This is a genomic window from Vibrio sp. sp1, from assembly GCF_016920955.1.
GTDB classification, from domain to species: Bacteria; Pseudomonadota; Gammaproteobacteria; order Enterobacterales; family Vibrionaceae; genus Vibrio; species Vibrio alginolyticus.
Genome location: NZ_CP060589.1, coordinates 770,539 through 788,670 on the forward strand (window position 1 = coordinate 770,539; position 18,132 = coordinate 788,670).

The 18,132-nt window shown below is 45.6% G+C and carries 14 protein-coding genes; 7 read left to right on the plus strand and 7 right to left on the minus strand.

All coding sequences use genetic code 11. The features are described from left to right. Positions 1-17 precede the first annotated feature (17 nt). From H9L11_RS03555 to hrpB, 3 genes are all read right to left on the minus strand, one after another. Positions 18-2,348, minus strand: coding sequence for a patatin-like phospholipase family protein (locus H9L11_RS03555; RefSeq protein WP_064376528.1), 2,331 nt, complete (start codon positions 2,346-2,348; stop codon positions 18-20). A 122-nt stretch (positions 2,349-2,470) separates the two neighbouring features. Then, positions 2,471-4,843 (minus strand): penicillin-binding protein 1B, encoded by a 2,373-nt coding sequence (gene mrcB / locus H9L11_RS03560; protein WP_017820402.1) that lies wholly within the window; start codon positions 4,841-4,843, stop codon positions 2,471-2,473. After that, the gene (gene hrpB / locus H9L11_RS03565; RefSeq protein ID WP_205390995.1) at positions 4,836-7,304 is read right to left on the minus strand and encodes an ATP-dependent helicase HrpB; all 2,469 of its coding nucleotides are present in this window, start codon (positions 7,302-7,304) and stop codon (positions 4,836-4,838) included. Before hrpB ends, mrcB begins: the two co-directional genes overlap by 8 nt. A 66-nt stretch (positions 7,305-7,370) precedes the next feature. On the opposite strand from hrpB, the gene sfsA reads away from it, so the two are divergent. The 7 genes from sfsA (at position 7,371) to panC (ending at position 13,317) form a co-directional block, all read left to right on the plus strand. Next, positions 7,371-8,087, plus strand: coding sequence for a DNA/RNA nuclease SfsA (sfsA, locus tag H9L11_RS03570; protein ID WP_005380023.1), 717 nt, complete (start codon positions 7,371-7,373; stop codon positions 8,085-8,087). Between the two features lie 136 nt (positions 8,088-8,223). Continuing rightward, complete coding sequence (gene dksA, locus H9L11_RS03575; RefSeq protein ID WP_005386584.1) at positions 8,224-8,670, plus strand: RNA polymerase-binding protein DksA; 447 nt, start codon at positions 8,224-8,226, stop codon at positions 8,668-8,670. A 95-nt stretch (positions 8,671-8,765) separates the two neighbouring features. Further along, a complete protein-coding gene (gene gluQRS, locus H9L11_RS03580; protein WP_149192419.1) occupies positions 8,766-9,629 on the plus strand; it encodes a tRNA glutamyl-Q(34) synthetase GluQRS in 864 nt (287 codons plus the stop codon). 102 nt (positions 9,630-9,731) lie between these two features. Further along, on the plus strand, positions 9,732-11,099 hold the full coding sequence (gene pcnB, locus H9L11_RS03585) for a polynucleotide adenylyltransferase PcnB (RefSeq protein WP_005386589.1): 1,368 nt from the start codon (positions 9,732-9,734) through the stop codon (positions 11,097-11,099). Further along, entirely contained in the window at positions 11,096-11,581 is a 486-nt protein-coding gene (folK, locus tag H9L11_RS03590) for a 2-amino-4-hydroxy-6-hydroxymethyldihydropteridine diphosphokinase (RefSeq protein WP_005380007.1), read from the plus strand. The genes pcnB and folK overlap by 4 nt, the downstream gene beginning before the upstream one ends. A 24-nt stretch (positions 11,582-11,605) precedes the next feature. Beyond that, on the plus strand, positions 11,606-12,400 hold the full coding sequence (gene panB / locus H9L11_RS03595) for a 3-methyl-2-oxobutanoate hydroxymethyltransferase (RefSeq protein WP_005386592.1): 795 nt from the start codon (positions 11,606-11,608) through the stop codon (positions 12,398-12,400). Between the two features lie 11 nt (positions 12,401-12,411). Then, positions 12,412-13,317, plus strand: a complete 906-nt coding sequence (panC, locus tag H9L11_RS03600) for a pantoate--beta-alanine ligase (protein WP_064376526.1) — start codon at positions 12,412-12,414, stop codon at positions 13,315-13,317. Positions 13,318-13,370: 53 nt separating this feature from the next. Here the strand turns inward: panC and H9L11_RS03605 are convergent, their stop codons facing one another. From H9L11_RS03605 to H9L11_RS03620, 4 genes are all read right to left on the minus strand, one after another. Next, entirely contained in the window at positions 13,371-14,300 is a 930-nt protein-coding gene (locus H9L11_RS03605) for a Kdo(2)-lipid IV(A) acyltransferase (RefSeq protein ID WP_064376525.1), read from the minus strand. A gap of 127 nt (positions 14,301-14,427) precedes the next feature. Next, positions 14,428-15,198, minus strand: coding sequence for an ABC transporter permease (locus tag H9L11_RS03610; protein ID WP_005386598.1), 771 nt, complete (start codon positions 15,196-15,198; stop codon positions 14,428-14,430). Next, complete coding sequence (locus H9L11_RS03615) at positions 15,199-16,116, minus strand: ABC transporter ATP-binding protein (RefSeq protein ID WP_005380000.1); 918 nt, start codon at positions 16,114-16,116, stop codon at positions 15,199-15,201. A gap of 250 nt (positions 16,117-16,366) precedes the next feature. Beyond that, complete coding sequence (locus H9L11_RS03620) at positions 16,367-18,037, minus strand: SulP family inorganic anion transporter (protein ID WP_005379997.1); 1,671 nt, start codon at positions 18,035-18,037, stop codon at positions 16,367-16,369. Between the last annotated feature and the right edge of the window lie 95 nt (positions 18,038-18,132).

Consider the following 18,132-nt stretch of genomic DNA (forward strand, 5'->3'; position numbering starts at 1 on the left):
TGCTTTCTCATACCCGATTAATTAAACGATGTTCCTACGATCAAATACACAGCATCCAAATCTTGCTCGGTACGACCGTATGCCAACATTATTGGTCCTATTGGTGAGTCAACACCAAAGAAGATGGAGCCAGCATTGTAAAGCGGCGCTTCGTTTAGTTTCAGATCATTATCAGACCAAACACCGCCATATTCGACCGATGCGCCCAGGTAGACTGGAGCTTCAAACAATCCGAAATCATTATCAAACCACTTATATCGGTACACCAAACTGCTGAAAAATAAGTTCTGTCCGATCAGGCTATTTCTTGGGATTCCAGATAGACTTAAAAAGCCGCCCAACTCTCTGGGATCAAGCGGTAAAGATGAGTTTTTACTCTCTACAAAACTATATTCAGCATGTCCGACTAAAGTATGACGCTGATGACTCACTGCACCTTTAAATCGTGCAGAGATTTCATAAACGGTATCTTCAATAATTTTGTCAGTTTCTAAAAGGCTAACGCCCTGAGGACTTTGATCATGAGACACTAAATATTCGAGATCGACTAAAAGCCCACGAGTCGGAAATGCGAAATCATCGAGTGTATCTAGGCGATAATTGGCAAACAGGCCACGACGTTCAAAATCCAATTTACCAGCAGAAGCCAAAGTAGAAAGCTCAATATCTCCGGTTGAGTAGCGAGCGCCAAATCGAAGTTCTTGCCACAATGTGGGTTGGATACCTATCGCTACCTCTGTTGTAAAATCATCGTAAGTGACCGGAAAAAAGTCATTTACTGACTCTAAATCTGGTGCTTGAGGCTCTGTTAAAGGTAAGTTTCGGCTCTCACTGCCATAGGAAATACGCCCCGATACAAAAAGTTCTTGGCTAGATAAAACAGGGGAATACAACTCAGCTTCAATCAGCTTATCCGTGCCCATTTCTACGTTGAACGCCAACTCCGCGCCATGAGAGTTCAAGTTGGTAAAGTTGGTTGATATCCCTATGCCGTACTGGCTATCTGTATCGAAGTCATCTTCAAGAAAAAATCGGAAGTTGAGATAATTAGGCCCCCACGACTTCTCGTTAACATCAAAAACCAACAATGTCTCACCATCAACCTCTTCAAAGTGATAAGTGATGAGCTCGAACCGATCTAACGCGTAGAGGTTTTCAACGGCTTTCTCAATTTCGGCCGTTGAAATACGACGTCCGGTTTCTAATTCAATACGATTCGTCAACAACACATCGCTGTAGTGCGTGTTATTTACAATCACAATGTCATCAACCACACGCTGATCGCCATAAATCAGAGTTTTACGAACTTCTTGTTTGCGGTCGATGTATTTTTGATAGTCCGCGTTGGACAAGCGTAACTCTTTCAGCTTGTCTTTTAATTGCTTGGTAATATCGTACCCAGCTTGAAAAGCCCAAGGCATTTTGTCGAACTCGACGGTTTCCATGGTGCCCACATTGGGACGAATATAGATATCTTGAGGTTCAAGCTCGTCCACTTGCTGTTGTGTACTACGACGAACGAGATAGTTAGAGAGTTGGTCCGCGACAGTAAACAGCCCCGTAAATTCATCTTCGGTTTTGTAGTCGGTGCTAATATCGACGGCAATAACGACATCAGCCCCCATGGCGCGAGCCACATCGACAGGCATGTTATTGACGACGCCGCCATCAACAAGCATATGGCCATTGAGCTTATAGGGAGGAAGCGCTCCTGGTACAGACATGCTAGCCATCATGGCGTCCACAAGGTAACCATTGCCCAGTACGACTTCTTCTAGGGCAAGAATATCAGTCGCAACAGAACGATAAGGAATGGCAAGATCATCAAAAGAATCGAATCGCCCTAAGTTCCCTGTAGTCTCACGCAATACTCGCAACATGTTCTGGCCTTGCACCACACCCGTTGGTGCTCGTACCTCACCGAACCTTAAGCCGAGATCGGTATTAATTTGATAGCGGTCTTCATACTCTTTGTCACGAACTCGACGTTGGCTACGGTCAACACGATCTCGATAACCGCTGCCCCAATCGACGGTGTAGATAAAACTCTCGATTTCATCAGCACTCATACCCGTGGCATAAAGCCCACCCACATAGGCGCCCATACTGGTACCGGTCACAATATCGACAGGGATCTGCATTTCTTCCAATGCTTTTAAAACCCCAATGTGTGCCGCCCCTTTCGCTCCTCCACCAGCGAGCACAACCGCCACCTTTGGTCGAGGTTCCAAGTCATCCGTTTTTGTTAGAGAGTTTGCGAGGGAAACAGAAGGAGTGATCATCAAAAAGGTACTAACCCAAAGCGCAAAGTTGCGAACCGATGGGCTTGATAACAGCTTTTTGAACATTCACTTCTTCCTTTATTGAATATCTGATCAAGTAGGGCGTGCTAGCAGTACTGTACTAACACGCCCTAATATGTACTAAGAATTAATCAGATAAACAAGCTAATGTTGTTGATTTGGCGATGCTACCAATCAAATATGCTATTTAACCAGTTTGATTTCTTCTCACACTGTTGCTTTATCTGACCGGTTTTATCCCAAACCGGCAGTTTGTAATCACTACGGCAGTTCATTTCTAAACCTCCATCAGATGTAGGCTTGAACCCTAATGTGGTGATTTCTCTTGGCCATGGGAGCTCTAAGCGCTCAGGAATACGCTGCTTCAAGTACTCTGCGTACACTCGTAATGCACCACTCGACCCCGTTAGATTCACGGGTTTATTATCGTCGCGGCCTAGCCAAATTGTCGTCACCTCACGACCATCAACACCGACAAACCAACTATCGCGGTTGTCATTACTGGTACCCGTTTTTCCTGCCAATGCAGCCCAACCAAACTGGCTTTGTAAGAAGCGGCCAGTGCCTTGAGCAACCCCTTGTTTCATCGCGTAGGTCGTTAGCCATGCAGCTTGTTCATCCACGGCTCTTGATGAACGAGGCAAGGATTGATACAGCACATTACCTTCCATATCCATGACTGAGCGCAGAGCGGTCAGTTTTGCACGCTTACCTGAATTCGTCAGAGTCTGATACATCTGTGCAACTTCGAATGGCGTCAAAGAAAACGAACCCAAAAACATCGAAGGCACTGGGCGAATTTCGTCTTTGTTCACGCCCAAACGCTCTAAAGTATTGGACACTTCAGGAATGCCAAGTGCCATACCTAAGCGCACGGTTGGTACGTTAAGTGATTTCGCTAAAGCAATGTAAAGTGGCACATCACCACGATATTTTCTATCGTAGTTGCGCGGCGTCCACACGTTACCTTTACTGCTCTTCAGACTTAACGGCGTGTCGTGTAGCGTCGTGCCTAGGTTGTATTTATCCGGTTGTTCTAGAGCCGTTAAGTAAATCGCTGGTTTCACTAAAGAACCAATTGGACGACTGGCATTGAGCGCTCGGTTAAAGCCTTCATAACCGACACGTTTACCACCAACCATCGCACGGATTTCACCACTATGGCGATCAACGGCCACAGCAGCGGCTTCTAACTCTTTACCACCCCGTTTAGCTAGTTCTGGGATCTTTTTCGCGATAGCTTGTTCCATTTTGCTTTGCGATACTGGGTCCAGAGACGTAAATACGCGCAGTCCGGTCTCTGCCTTAAATCGCTCCCCAACTTTTTCTTTTAATTCAATACTCAATTGTTGGAAATAAGCTGGCTGACGGCTCGCAATACGTGGCTTGCTTTGCGTATCGAGTGGACGACTTACAGCTTGTTCATACTGCTCTGAAGTCAACATGTTTTGCTGCATTAACAGGCGCAGAACGAGATCACGACGCTCTTTCGTTCTCTCAGGGTAACGAATTGGGTTGTAGTAAGACGGTCCTTTTACCATCCCAACTAACATCGCCAGCTGATCGATTCGCAACTCCTGAATTGGCTGCCCAAAATAGTAACGCGACGCCAAGCCAAACCCGTGGATCGCTTCACCTCCACTTTGACCTAGGTACACTTCGTTTAGGTAGGCTTCTAAGATACGATCTTTGCTGTAACGGTAATCCAAAATTAGCGCGATATACGCTTCTCGAACTTTACGCCACAGTGTTTTATCACGAGTCAAAAACAGGTTTTTTGCCAATTGCTGAGTCAGCGTACTACCACCTTGAACAGTACGACCCGCCTTAATGTTCGCAACCAATGCACGTGCAATCGCGAGCGGTGACACCCCGTCATGTTGATAAAAATCCCGGTCTTCGGTCGCAAGCAGTGCATCCACCAAAATTTCAGGGAACTGATCACGACGTAAGAAAAGGCGCTGTTCATCACGGTCTTTCTCCAGCATGCCCAACATCTTCGGTTCTAAGCGCAAGTAACCAAGGTCTCCTCGAGATTCTAAAGACTGAATACGTTGCAAGCCGGAATCAGAGAAATGCAGCATAATGTGACGATCCGGCTCGGGACCATCGGCAAACTCGAATGGACGACGAATCAATTCAATCCGAGTGGAAGAAGAGGAATATTCGCCTGGGTAACGAGGTTGACTCACTTTACGGTAATTCAACACATCTAGCTCGTTGCGCAGTTCTTGGATGGTGATATTCTCACCAGGGCTTAGATTCAAGATACGGGCATAAACCACCGTTGGCAGCTCAAACAGCTGACCTTCAAAGCGTTCTTTCACCACACTATCTAAGTAAATCCCAACAAACAGCAAAACAGCGGCAAGTGCAACGCCAGCTTTCCAGCTAAACGACCACAGAACTTTCAACCACGAACGTTTCTCGTTAGTCGGCTTTTTACTCGGCGTACGTCGAGTCTGTTTTGCGGCTCCTTTATTGGTTGTACTTTTCTTCGCTGGCGCTTTTTTCGCGCTAGGCTTCTTGCTGTCAGTCATTATTCAATTGTCTTTTTGTTTTCGTTGTTGCTACATGATTGGCAGGATCATCTGGCCAAACGTGTTTTGGGTAGCGCCCTTTCATCTCTTTTTGAACGTCTTTGTAGCTTCCGTTCCAGAAAGCCGCCAAGTCCGACGTTACTTGCAATGGACGTTGTGCCGGTGAAAGCAGTTCAAGCACCAAACGCTTGCGGCCAAGAGCCACCGTTGGGGAACCACTCTCCCCAAATACTTCTTGCATACGCACCGATAATATCGGCTCATGGCCATATTGGTAACGGATACGCTTCTTTGAACCTGTGGGCAGTTGGTAATGCTCAGGTAACCATTCATCCAGTTGTTGATTGAGTGGCCAACCTAATCGAGCATTAAGCGCTTCGACCAAGTTTATCTTGCTCAGGTCTTTAACCGAACTGACAGACGTCATGTATGGTTCTAACCACTCCTCTAATGAATCCAGCAAACTGACTTCATCAAACATTGGCCATGACTGCTCAGGTAACCATTCCACCGCACAACGAATCCGAGCTAACAAGCTCTCCGCTGCCGGTGTCCAGTTTAGACTCTGTAAGCCCTGGCGGCGGACATACGTGAGTAAAGCTTGTGTCATTTTTTCTTTGCCCGGGCTTGGCAACGGCTCGCGTTCAACGACCAGCAGACCGAGTTTTGTTTGTCGCTCAGCTATTAGGCGGCCTCTTTTTTCATCCCAGTCCACTACTTGTTCAGACGAAAATAGCGTATCAAAGGTCGTTCGCAATATATTGACATCCAATTCACATGCCGAATGAATTTGACTTGAATTAGAATGAGAACGCATTAAGTCAACGGCAACCAAATACTCACAGCCACCTAGCATGTCTTCCTGACGACATTCTGCACCATGACCATTAGCCAAAGTAAATCGCCCAAATTGATTTGTGCGCTGCTGTGCAATGCGATCTGGAAATGCCAAACTTAACACCAGCGGTAATGCATCTTCATCCACGCCTTTCAGGTCAAATACCATATCCAATTTGTACGCCAGAGATTGAGCACGCTTGAACAACATCGACTTTTTTGGATGAGTACCAACAAGCCAACGATGCAAGCTATAAGCGATATTGGTAACATTTCTCTCTGGCTCTTCAATCAGTGCGACCGCCGCCAAAGCAGCATTTAACATCTTATCACTGTAAGATTGCGCTTTAATTAGCATCGCAGCCGCACGAGGCTCAACGCCTAGTTCATGCGCCTGTTTTCCTTCGGACGTTAATTGCCCTTTTTCCGTCAGTAGTCCCAATGACACCAATAGCTGCTTCGCTTGTTCCAATGACGCATTAGCGGGAACATCAAGCCACTTTAGATCGTGGATATCACTCGCTCCCCAAAAGGCAAGCTCCATAACTAAACTAGCTAAATCGGAATGCAAAATTTCGGGTTGGGGAACCAGCGGTTGCTGCTTGAACTGGTTTTCAGAATAAAGACGAACACAAATGCCCTCTTCTATTCGTCCCGCTCGTCCTGCACGCTGAATCGCTGAAGACTGTGCAATGCGTGTTTGCTCTAAGCGTGTTAAACCGTTTTTCAAATCAAAGCGGGCAACACGCTCTAACCCAGAATCAACGACGAGGCGAATGCCTTCAATCGTTAGTGAAGTTTCTGCAATGTTGGTCGCTAGAACGACTTTACGCTTACCTTGTTCTGCTGGCGTAATCGCTTTTTGTTGTTCTGCAAAACTCAGTTGACCATAAAGTGGGCATACGTCGATATCATCCGCTAAATGAGACAACCGCTCTTCAACTTGTTTTATGGCACCAACACCCGGTAGGAAAGCTAACAAAGATCCAGACTCTTTGTTCATAAGACTTTCTATTGTTTTTGCCATACTCGTAGGTAAATGCTCGTTCACACCTAACGGCTGGTAGCGCATTGCCACATCAAAGCTCCGCCCTTCAGATTCAATGTAACTGGCTTCCGGCAACAACGATTGTAATGCTTGTTGGTCAAGCGTTGCCGACATTACCACCAGCTTGAGATCGTCTCGCAATGCCTCTTGAACTTCTAAACTGAATGCCAAAGCGGTATCAGCATGAATGCTGCGTTCATGAAACTCATCAAAGATCAGTAGATCAACCCCATCCAGTTCAGGGTCAGTTTGAATCATCCGAGTCATGATCCCTTCGGTTACGATCTCCAGCTGCGTTGCTGAGCTTACCTTTGCCTCACCACGGACTCGATAACCCACGCGTTGACCAACTTGTTCTCCCAATTGCTCAGCAAGATAACGGGCAATGTTACGCGCCGCGAGTCGTCTTGGCTCAAGCATGATGATTTTTCCAGCAACCGAATGATTTAAGAGTAACTGCAAAGGGAAGTAAGTCGACTTACCGGCACCAGGCGCCGCTTTTACGATCACTTGATGTTGATTTTTGACCGCCGTCAGCAACTCAGGCATCACGGCTTCAATCGGCAATTGTGACAAAGGAAATACCTTATGGTGTAATGATGGCAACATTGTACATAAAAAATTTTTTGTCTAAATAAGCAAATGCATTTCACACCCGCTTTAGAGTCCGCCACTCTACTCAAACGCTATAAACGCTTTCTTGCCGATATCGAGCTCGATACTGGTGAAATCCGTACAATCCACTGCGCAAATACAGGTGCAATGACGGGTTGTGCAACACCCGGAAACAAAGTTTGGTTTTCTACTTCCGACAACCCGAAACGAAAATACCCCAATAGTTGGGAGTTGAGTGAGACCGAACAAGGCCACCGTATTTGCATCAACACCGCGCGTGCCAATCAATTAGCCGTAGAGGCTATTGAAAATAATGTCATTTCAGAGCTTTATGGTTATGACACACTTCAAACTGAGGTGAAATACGGTAATGAAAATAGCCGAATTGATATCTTGCTCAGCGCAGACGACAAGCCAAAGTGCTATATAGAAGTGAAAAGCGTCACTCTTCTTGATGAGACCGACTCTACTGGACAAGGATACTTCCCAGATGCGGTCACGACTCGGGGACAAAAACACCTGAGAGAGCTCACAGAAATGGCACAAAATGGAAGTAGGGCCATACTTTTATTCACTGTTTTACATTCAGGTATTGAAAAAGTATCCGCGGCGCACCATATAGACGCGAAATATTCACTATTACTCAAACAAGCACAAGACGCTGGAGTGGAAGTTCTCTGCTACAAAGCTGAACTGAGCGATACTGGAATGAAGCTGATTTCCGCTATTGATTTTATCAATTAAGAGAAAAAATGATGTCGTCTTCACATTGACGATAACTTTGCGATTCAGTATTTGCTTGCACCGCCTCTTTTTGCTATAGATACCCGCCTTAAATTGACTGCGTAGCAGTTGACTAGGTGTAAGTAGGAGATGCTGTATGCCAGAATCAAAGAAGAAAACGATAGGCATCCTAGCCATTGCCGGCGTGGAGCCATATCAGGAAAAACCTGGTGAAGAGTACATGTCACCAGAGCAGGTTGAACACTTTACGAAAATCTTAACAGCTTGGCGCGACCAGCTAAGAGCTGAAGTGGATCGTACTGTTCACCACATGCAGGACGAAGCAGCAAACTTCCCAGATCCAGTTGACCGCGCCTCTCAAGAGGAGGAGTTCAGCCTAGAACTGCGTAACCGTGACCGCGAACGCCGTTTGATCAAGAAGATTGAAAAGACTTTGGATAAAATCAAAGAAGACGATTTTGGCTTCTGTGAGTCTTGTGGCGTAGAGATTGGCGTTCGCCGTCTTGAAGCACGTCCAACCGCTGACCTTTGTATTGACTGTAAAACACTTGCAGAAATCAAAGAGAAGCAAATGCAAGGTTAATCACCCAGCATTATGATTGTTGAAGGGAGCTCAGGCTCCCTTTTTGTTTTGGCTATCTTCGCACCCTATTTGTTTACTAAATTCGAGATACACGCATGACACGCTATGTAGGTCGATTCGCCCCATCTCCTTCTGGTCCACTGCATTTTGGTTCACTGATTGCCGCTCTTGGCAGTTATTTTCAAGCGAAAGCACAAAACGGAGCTTGGTTAGTACGTATTGAGGACTTAGACCCACCAAGAGAAATGCCAGGTGCAGCGCAACTTATCCTAGAGGCACTCAAGGCCTATCAGCTGCATTGGGATGGAGAAGTGGTATACCAGAGCGAACGTCACGACCTTTACCAAGCTCAAATAAACAAATGGCTCGAAAATGGAGAAGCCTATTATTGCCAATGTACTCGTAAGCAAATTAAAGAGCATGGCGGTTTTTATCCTGGCACTTGCCGCGATAAAAACTTGAAAGAAGGCGCGATTCGCCTAAAAATGACCAAGTCTGTCGCTCATTTCCTCGACCAAAAGCGGGGAACCATTACTATTCCAGAGCAACTCGTTAATGAAGATTTCATTATTAAACGTCGAGATGGATTATTTGCTTATAATCTTGCGGTAGTATTGGACGACATCGACCAAGGCGTCACAGAAGTCGTGCGAGGTGCAGACTTAATCGAGCCGACAGGGCGTCAAATTAGCCTGTACCAAATACTTGGTCAGCCTGAAGTTAGCTACTTGCATTTACCATTGGCGATGGACAACAACGGCAATAAATTGTCGAAACAAAATCACGCGACGGCTATTGATATAGATACACCAAAACCTACTCTATTGCGCGCCATGACATTTTTAGGTTTCGAGATACCTGAAACCGTAAGGGCGGCCAACATAGAAGATATTCTTCGTTGGGGCTGCGAAAACTGGCGGTTGGAACAGCTTCCAGCAGAGATCGAGATCACACCGTGATTCTCAAATGGCATTGTGTAGGCTATCATTAGCCGCAAATTAGGCCCTAGAGGCGTATAAAACTAACCAAAGCAAGATTGGATTAAACCCAGTTATTGCCAGATGCACATGAATACAAACGACTATACACCAAGCGAACCTGCCACAATTCCAGAGCTCGCTCTCAATGTAATAACTCGTGAAGAGCACAACATTTCGCGTAAGCAGATCAGTGATAATGCGCTGAAGGTACTGTACCGCCTAAATGGTGCTGGTTTCGATGCTTTTCTTGTGGGTGGCGGGGTTCGAGACTTACTGCTTGGACAAAAACCAAAAGATTTTGACATTGCGACCAACGCAACGCCGGAACAGATCAAACAGCTATTTCGTAACTGCCGTTTGATTGGTCGCCGCTTCCGCTTGGCTCATATTATGTTTGGCCGAGACATCATTGAGGTTGCGACATTCCGTGGTCACCACCAAGAGCAAAAGAATAAGAGCATTTCTCAGCAATCAAAAGAGGGTATGCTGCTGCGTGACAACGTCTACGGCACCATCGATGAAGATGCTGAGCGCCGTGATTTCACGATTAACTCGATGTACTACAACATCGCAGATTACTCGATTCACGACTACGCACGTGGTATTGAAGATTTAGAAGATCGCCTAATTCGACTTATTGGTGATCCAGAAACACGCTACCGTGAAGACCCTGTGCGCATGCTGCGTGCGGTTCGTTTCGCGGTAAAACTAGACTTTGATATTGAAGAAGACACCGCAGCGCCAATCGAACACATGGCACCGTTGCTCGGTGACATTCCGTCAGCGCGTCTTTTTGAAGAGTCACTCAAATTATTGCAATCCGGTCATGGCTTAGAAACCTACCACCTACTGCGTGAGTACAACCTATTCCAGCAACTATTCCCGACGATTGCAGCGCACTTTACAGAAGATTACTCCTCTCACACTGAGCAGATGTTGGATCTTGTCCTAGATTCTACCGACATGCGCATCGAAGATGGGAAACGCATCAATCCAGCATTTATGTTTGCTGCAATGCTGTGGTACCCACTGTGTGCGAAAGCCGATGAACTGATGGAAGAGCGCAACTTAGGCCATTACGACGCCATTATGGAAGCGAGCAACATCATTCTTGACGAGCAAGTTCGCACAATTGCCATTCCAAGACGCCACACCGCAACCATTCGCGAGATTTGGCAGTTACAGCTTCGTCTTCCACGACGTAACGGTAAACGTGCATTCCGTCTTATGGAGCTCAATAAATTTAGAGCTGGCTTTGATTTTCTTGAAATGCGCGGTGAAATTGAAGGTGGTGACACTCAGAAGCTTGCCAAGTGGTGGGAAACTTTTCAAAATGCAGGCCGAGAAATGCGTCAAGCAATGGCTGCCGACTTAGACGGTCAATCACCGAAAACAGGCCAGCGCCGCCGTAAAACTTATCGCAAGAAAAAGAGTAAGCCCAAATCATGATTACAGCGTACATTGCGGTAGGCAGTAACTTGGCTGATCCTGTCAGCCAAGCGAAGCAAGCGATTGAAGCATTAAAAACGCTGCCTAAATCAGAGTTTGTTCAAGCTTCTTCGCTATACAGCAGCACGCCAATGGGGCCACAAAACCAACCGGATTACATCAATGCGGTTGTGTCTATTAACACCAGTTTGACGCCTATTGAATTGCTCAATTGCACACAAGCTATAGAGCAAGAACAAGGGCGTGTCCGTAAAGACGAACGCTGGGGACCAAGAACCTTGGACCTCGACATTGTGCTTTATGGCAATGAGGTGATTAATTCCGAGAGGCTGATCGTTCCTCATTATGGAATGAAAGAGCGTGAATTCGTACTCTACCCTCTTGCGGAAATTGCACCAAGTTTACAACTCCCTGATGGGACCGAGGTCTCTAAACTACTGGAACAAGTAGATAGAAACGGCCTCAGTATCTGGCAGTCATAGCCAACTCCTAGTAAGGATAAAACCATGAAAAAAATGACCATCAACGACCTAATCAAGTGGAAGCAAGAAGGTCGTAAATTTGCTACTTCAACCGCTTATGATGCGAGCTTTGCCCAACTGTTTGAAAGCCAAGAAATGCCAGTACTTCTTGTCGGTGATTCTCTAGGTATGGTTTTGCAAGGTCACAACGATACTCTACCAGTAACGGTCGATGATATCGCTTACCATACTCGTTGCGTACGCGCTGGTAGCCCAAATTGTTTGTTGATGGCAGACATGCCATTCATGAGCTACACCACCCCAGAGCAAGCTTGCGAAAATGCGGCTAAACTGATGCGTGCTGGTGCCAATATGGTAAAAATTGAAGGTGGTGACTGGCTTGTCGACACGGTGAAAATGCTCACTGAACGATCAGTTCCAGTTTGTGCTCATCTTGGTTTAACTCCTCAAGCTGTTAATATTTTTGGTGGTTACAAAATCCAAGGTCGCGATCAAGAAAAAGCAGACCGCATGGTAAAAGACGCATTAGCGCTGCAAGAAGCAGGCGCTCAAATCGTCTTACTAGAATGCGTACCAGCTGAGCTTGCTGAACGTATTACGCAAGTGCTTGACGTTCCTGTTATCGGTATTGGTGCAGGTAACGTAACAGATGGTCAAATTCTCGTAATGCATGATATGTTTGGTATTTCTGCCAACTACATGCCGAAATTCTCCAAAAACTTTCTTGCTGAAACAGGTGATATGCGCAAAGCCGTTACTAAATACATTGAAGATGTAGCCAACGGTGTATTCCCAGACGACGCTCATACCATTGCCTAGAGGATAAATGCATGCAAACTTTTGCGGAAATCTCAGCAGTTCGTGAACACCTTAAAACCTTTAAACGTGAAGGTCGTAAAGTGGCGTTTGTCCCTACCATGGGCAACCTTCACGAAGGCCACTTAACTTTAGTGCGTAAAGCACGCGAATACGCTGATATCGTTGTCGTAAGCATCTTTGTTAATCCGATGCAGTTTGATCGTGCTGACGATTTAAATAATTACCCACGCACGCTAGAGGAAGACTTAAGCAAGTTAACCTCTGAAGGGGTCGATGTGGTATTTACGCCAACACCAGAAGTTATCTACCCAGAAGGTCTGGATAAGCAAACCTTCGTCGATGTCCCTGGCCTATCAACAATTCTCGAAGGCGCGTCTCGACCAGGTCATTTCCGTGGCGTGACGACGATTGTGAATAAGCTGTTTAACATCGTACAACCGGATGTCGCGTGCTTCGGCGAGAAGGACTTCCAACAACTTGCTGTTATCCGCAAGATGGTTGATGACCTAGCAATGGACATTGAAATCATCGGTGTACCAACCGTACGTGAAATGGACGGTTTAGCAATGAGTTCACGCAATGGCTTGCTTACGCTGGACGAGCGTCAACGTGCTCCTGTACTTGCTCGTACAATGCGTTGGATCAGTAGTGCCATTCGCGGTGGCCGCGATGACTACGCATCGATCATCGAAGATGCAAGCGACCAACTTCGAGCTGCAGGTCTGCACCCTGATGAGATCTTCATTCGTGATGCTCGTACATTACAAGTGATCACACCAGAAACGACACAAGCTGTCATTCTGATGTCTGCGTTCCTAGGCAAAGCTCGTCTTATCGATAACCAAACGGTAGATATGGTTGTCGAAACGAAGGAAGAAGCTGAATCTAACAATACAAACTCAGAGAGCGCAGAGTAAGCTCTGAGTCATAAAAGTAAAAAGGTCGACTCTTAGTCGACCTTTTTTATACTCTACGTATAGACGCAATCTAACCCTTCAGGGCGAGTTTTAAACCGCTTGTGCAGCCACATCCACGCTGGAATATCACGTTTTATCATTTTCTCAAGCTCTTGGTTCAAGATGCTTGCCGCTTTAACCGCATTACGTCTCTCGAAACGCTCGCTAATGTCTTTTCCAATGTACAGCGTGTATTGGTGATTTTTACTCACTGTAACGCCAGATATAACCGCGCACTTTGTTGCATCAATGAGAACACTAGACCCGACGGTACTCGCCGCTTGTTCAACAGCAAAAAACGGCGCAAAAACAGAATGGCTAACGCCATAATCATGGTCGGGCAAATACCAAAGTCGATGACCATTCTTCAGAACTTTGAGCATTGATTTCACGTCTTTTCGATCAATCATTTGATGTCCAAAACGAGTTCGACCTCGATGTTGAATAAACTCATAAGCTGGATTCGAATTTGGGCGATAAACGCCATAACCTTGGGCAAACTGGCTAAAAATACGAGCGGTTATCTCCAAGTTTAAATGGTGACTGCACACCACCAACACACCACGTCCATTCTTTTCCTCAGCGAGTAAACGATCTTTTCCAACAATAGAGGTTATCCGACGTATCCGCCAATCTGGCCAAAACCAGGCGATACCGGTTTCGATGATCGCCATTCCAGTATATTGAAAGTTTTTTCGTACTACGTCCTTACATTGCCAATCCGTAAAATCAGGGAAACACAGCTGGAGATTACGCAGAGCGATCTTGTGTCGGCGCTTCATTACATGCATCGCAATACAGCCGATGCTTCTACCTAAGATTCGTAATACTACGTATGGCAGTACATTAACAAGAATCGCTAAAGATCCAAATGCCAGCCATACAGACCAATATTTGGGCTTAAGTAATTGATAGGAGAAAGGCGGCGGCGGGACAATATTCATAGGATCACTCATTTATTACAAATGATTGAAACCTACCATGATAAAAACCGAAAAATTGTATGGGTATGTATTGTTATGCACGCGAAAGAGCAGCATGAATCGCTGCTCTTTGCTTTATGAGAATGGCTTAGCTTCTTAGGCCAATCCCTTTGGTTACTAGGTAATGCGCAATGGCATACAGTGCAACAACAAATACTGCAAGTACACTAAATGAAGTGACAATGCCCACATCCGAGACACCTAAAAAGCCGTAGCGAAACGCATTCACCATGTAGACGATTGGGTTGATCTTAGAAACGCCTTGCCAAAATTCAGGCAGCAGACTGATCGAATAAAAGACTCCTCCCAAGTAAGTTAAAGGAGTCAATACAAACGTAGGGATGATCGAAATATCGTCAAACGTTTTTGCGTAAACCGCATTGATCAAGCCACCGAGAGCAAATACAACCGACGTCATGAAGACAGTCGCGACAATAATGCCCCAGTGCTCCACTTGCAAATCAACGAACAAAAGTGACACACAAGTAACAATTGCACCGACCAACAAACCTCGAGTCACGCCGCCCATCACATAGCCAGCAATAATCACATAGTTTGGTACCGGTGCCACCAGCAGTTCTTCAATATTCTTCTGTAGCTTTGCACTAAAGAATGAAGACGCAACATTCGAGTATGAGTTGGTGATCACCGACATCATGATCAAACCTGGAACAATGTACTCCATGTAACTAAAGCCGCTCATCTCACCAATTCGAGAGCCAATAAGATTACCGAAAATGATGAAGTACAACGTCATCGTAATGGCTGGCGGCACTAAGGTTTGCACCCAAATACGTGTAAAACGAGTGACTTCTTTGCTCAGCAAGCTGCGAAATGCCGTCCAATATAAACCGTACATTTAATTACTCCCCTCTCTTACAATGCTGACAAACAACTCTTCAAGTCGGTTGGCTTTGTTACGCATTGAGAGAACTTTAATGCCATGCTCTGTTAACTGACTGAATACCGAATTCAATCCTTGGCTTTTATCTAGTTCTATCTCTAAAGAGCCATCAACAATACTTTGTCGATTAACACCTTCAAGCTCAGGCACCTCGACTTCTGACTCAATATCCAAGATAAATGTCTCGACGCTTAGCTTACCTAGTAACGCCTTCATGGTGGTATTTTCAATCAGCTCACCACGATTAATAATGCCGATATTTCGACACAGCATCTCCGCTTCTTCTAGGTAGTGTGTCGTTAAAATAATCGTAATTCCTTGCTCTTGGTTGATCTCTTTCAGAAACCCCCACATTGAGCGGCGTAGTTCAATATCCACTCCAGCCGTTGGTTCATCTAAAATGAGTAACTGCGGCTCGTGCATCAAAGCTCTTGCGATCATTAAACGACGCTTCATCCCACCGGATAGGTTACGAGCACGCTCTTGGCGTTTTTCCCATAAATCCAATTTTTTCAGGTATTTTTCTGCTCTTTCTTTGGCTAATACTTTAGACACACCGTAATAGCCAGCTTGCTGCATCACAATTTGCTCAACGGTTTCAAACTGGTTGAAGTTGAACTCTTGTGGCACCAAGCCTAAATTCTGCTTGGCCAATTCGAGGTCGGTATCAATGTCATAACCGAAAACTTTCGTCGTTCCGGAGGTTTTATTCACTAAGGAGGAAATGATGCCAATCGTGGTCGATTTTCCTGCACCATTGGGACCCAGAAGCGCGTAGAAGTCACCCTTTTTCACTTGGAGACTTATACCTTTTAACGCCTCAAAGCCACCTGCATACGTCTTGCGCAGTTGTTCAATTTCTAATGCGTACATAAGGTCTTGATTGCCGTTTGTTTGTGATTACTAATACCGACTCATATTTAGCAGCGGTTTACTACAAAATCGCCTTGGGTATCGTACTGGAGGTCCATCAGTTTATCGTTGAATAACGATGATTACAAATAAACCTTTCGATAATGTTGGAAATATAACCCTTACCTCGTAAAGGTTATCTCTAAGTAAGACAAAATAGAGCATAAAAAAACGCAACAGGACACTGTTGCGTTTTTAACTGTCAGAATGATTACGCCGTTATGCGCTGATACTGGTCTGCCTCAACATGTGCCACCGCCGCATTCAATGCTTCATAACGGAATTGGTACATATTTTCATCAGGCACAAGGTCAATCACATGGAATTTCTCTAGCTGTTCTCGTGTTCGCTCATTCGGGCATAATAAATACACGGCACAATTGGCATCGAGAGCATCCTTAATCGCATTCTCTAACGCCAAACCGACGGTCACATCAATCATTGGTACATCCGTAAGATCGAGAATCATCACGTCATAGTCCGAAATACTAGAGTGCTGACGTGAAATGGCTTTAGAAACACTAAAGATCATCGGACCGGAAAGATAAAAGAACAGCACTTTTCCATTCGCACGATCCAACAAACCACGCTCGCTGTCAGTCAGCGGCACATCATCTTCATCCGCGTCGCTGATCGCTTTTACTTGTCGCGCCTGCTCTCGGCTCAAACGCTCGATGATGATAATGTTCGAGATAAAGACGCCTAAACCCACCGCAACGATAAGATCAACGAATACTGTAAGCAACATAACGCCATACATCACCGCCATTCCGGAAAAGCTTACCTTATGTGCCCTCTGAATAAAGCTCCAGTCTAGGATGTTAAAGCCAACATACACCGCAATGCCTGCTAACACAGCCATCGGGATTGGCTCTGTTAACCCACCAGCAACCAGTACAACCAACGCCAACATTAGTGCGCGAATCACACCAGATAATGGCGAGCGAGCCCCTACTTGGATATTCGTTACCGTCCCCATAGTAGCTCCCGCCCCCGGCAGCGCACCAAACAAGCCTGAGATCATGTTAGCTAACCCTTGACCTCGCAGCTCTTTATCTGAGTCGTGTTCTTTACGAGTTAATGAGTCACCGATAACCGCCGTTAACAAAGTATCAATACAACCTAATGTGCCGAGCACTAATGCATCAATGACCATCTCGACAAACATATCTGTGTCAATATAAGGGGCGACGAGAGAAGGTAACCCAGCAGGAATTTCACCGATACGACGAATATCTTCTGTATCAAAGAGAATCACAGACAATAAAGTCACCGCGACCAATGCCACGAGCTGTGCAGGAACGTATTTACGATATTGCTTAGGGAAGAAAAAAAGAATCCCCAAAGTCAGTAGTCCCAAAAACAACTCACTGAACTTAAGGTTAGAAATGGTCTCCGGCAAAGCAGATAACGTTCCGAGTACTCCCCCTGAAGGCGCAGCATGTCCCATCAAAGGCGATAACTGCAGAATGATAAGAATCACACCAATGCCAGACATAAACCCGGAAATAACGCTGTAAGGCATCAAGGTAACATATTTACCCAGTTTTAATGTCCCCAATAGGATTTGGAACGCGCCAGCCATCATGACAACCGTGAAAGTCATAGCCATGCCCGTTTCTGGGTATTTCGCCATCATACTGGTTAATACTGCGGTCATGATTACCGTCATTGGCCCTGTCGGTTCTGATATTAACGTATTAGAACCACCAAATAACGAGGCAAACAAACCGACCATTATTGCCCCCCAAAGGCCGGCCTCAGCCCCGGCTCCGGATGCAACACCAAACGCTAACGCCAGAGGGAGAGAGATAATCGCCGTGGTTACCCCGCCAAATACATCCCCTTTGAAATTGATATCTTCAAAACGACTACCGAACACTGCTGATTTTCCCTGCATTCAATTTTAAAAAGTAAAATATCACTACTTTAACGAGCTAGGCGAAAATTTAAACCATAAATAGATTAAGGCTAAAT

Bases quoted from the DNA above. Each gene is read 5' to 3' on its own strand.
- H9L11_RS03555 (WP_064376528.1), bottom strand. From the start codon at position 2,348: ATGTTCAAAAAGCTGTTATCAAGCCCATCGGTTCGCAACTTTGCGCTT.
- dksA (WP_005386584.1), top strand. From the start codon at position 8,224: ATGCCAGAATCAAAGAAGAAAACGATAGGCATCCTAGCCATTGCCGGC.
- sfsA (WP_005380023.1), top strand. From the start codon at position 7,371: ATGCATTTCACACCCGCTTTAGAGTCCGCCACTCTACTCAAACGCTAT.
- panC (WP_064376526.1), top strand. From the start codon at position 12,412: ATGCAAACTTTTGCGGAAATCTCAGCAGTTCGTGAACACCTTAAAACC.
- H9L11_RS03610 (WP_005386598.1), bottom strand. From the start codon at position 15,198: ATGTACGGTTTATATTGGACGGCATTTCGCAGCTTGCTGAGCAAAGAA.
- panB (WP_005386592.1), top strand. From the start codon at position 11,606: ATGAAAAAAATGACCATCAACGACCTAATCAAGTGGAAGCAAGAAGGT.
- folK (WP_005380007.1), top strand. From the start codon at position 11,096: ATGATTACAGCGTACATTGCGGTAGGCAGTAACTTGGCTGATCCTGTC.
- gluQRS (WP_149192419.1), top strand. From the start codon at position 8,766: ATGACACGCTATGTAGGTCGATTCGCCCCATCTCCTTCTGGTCCACTG.
- mrcB (WP_017820402.1), bottom strand. From the start codon at position 4,843: ATGACTGACAGCAAGAAGCCTAGCGCGAAAAAAGCGCCAGCGAAGAAA.
- pcnB (WP_005386589.1), top strand. From the start codon at position 9,732: ATGCACATGAATACAAACGACTATACACCAAGCGAACCTGCCACAATT.
- H9L11_RS03615 (WP_005380000.1), bottom strand. From the start codon at position 16,116: ATGTACGCATTAGAAATTGAACAACTGCGCAAGACGTATGCAGGTGGC.
- H9L11_RS03605 (WP_064376525.1), bottom strand. From the start codon at position 14,300: ATGAATATTGTCCCGCCGCCGCCTTTCTCCTATCAATTACTTAAGCCC.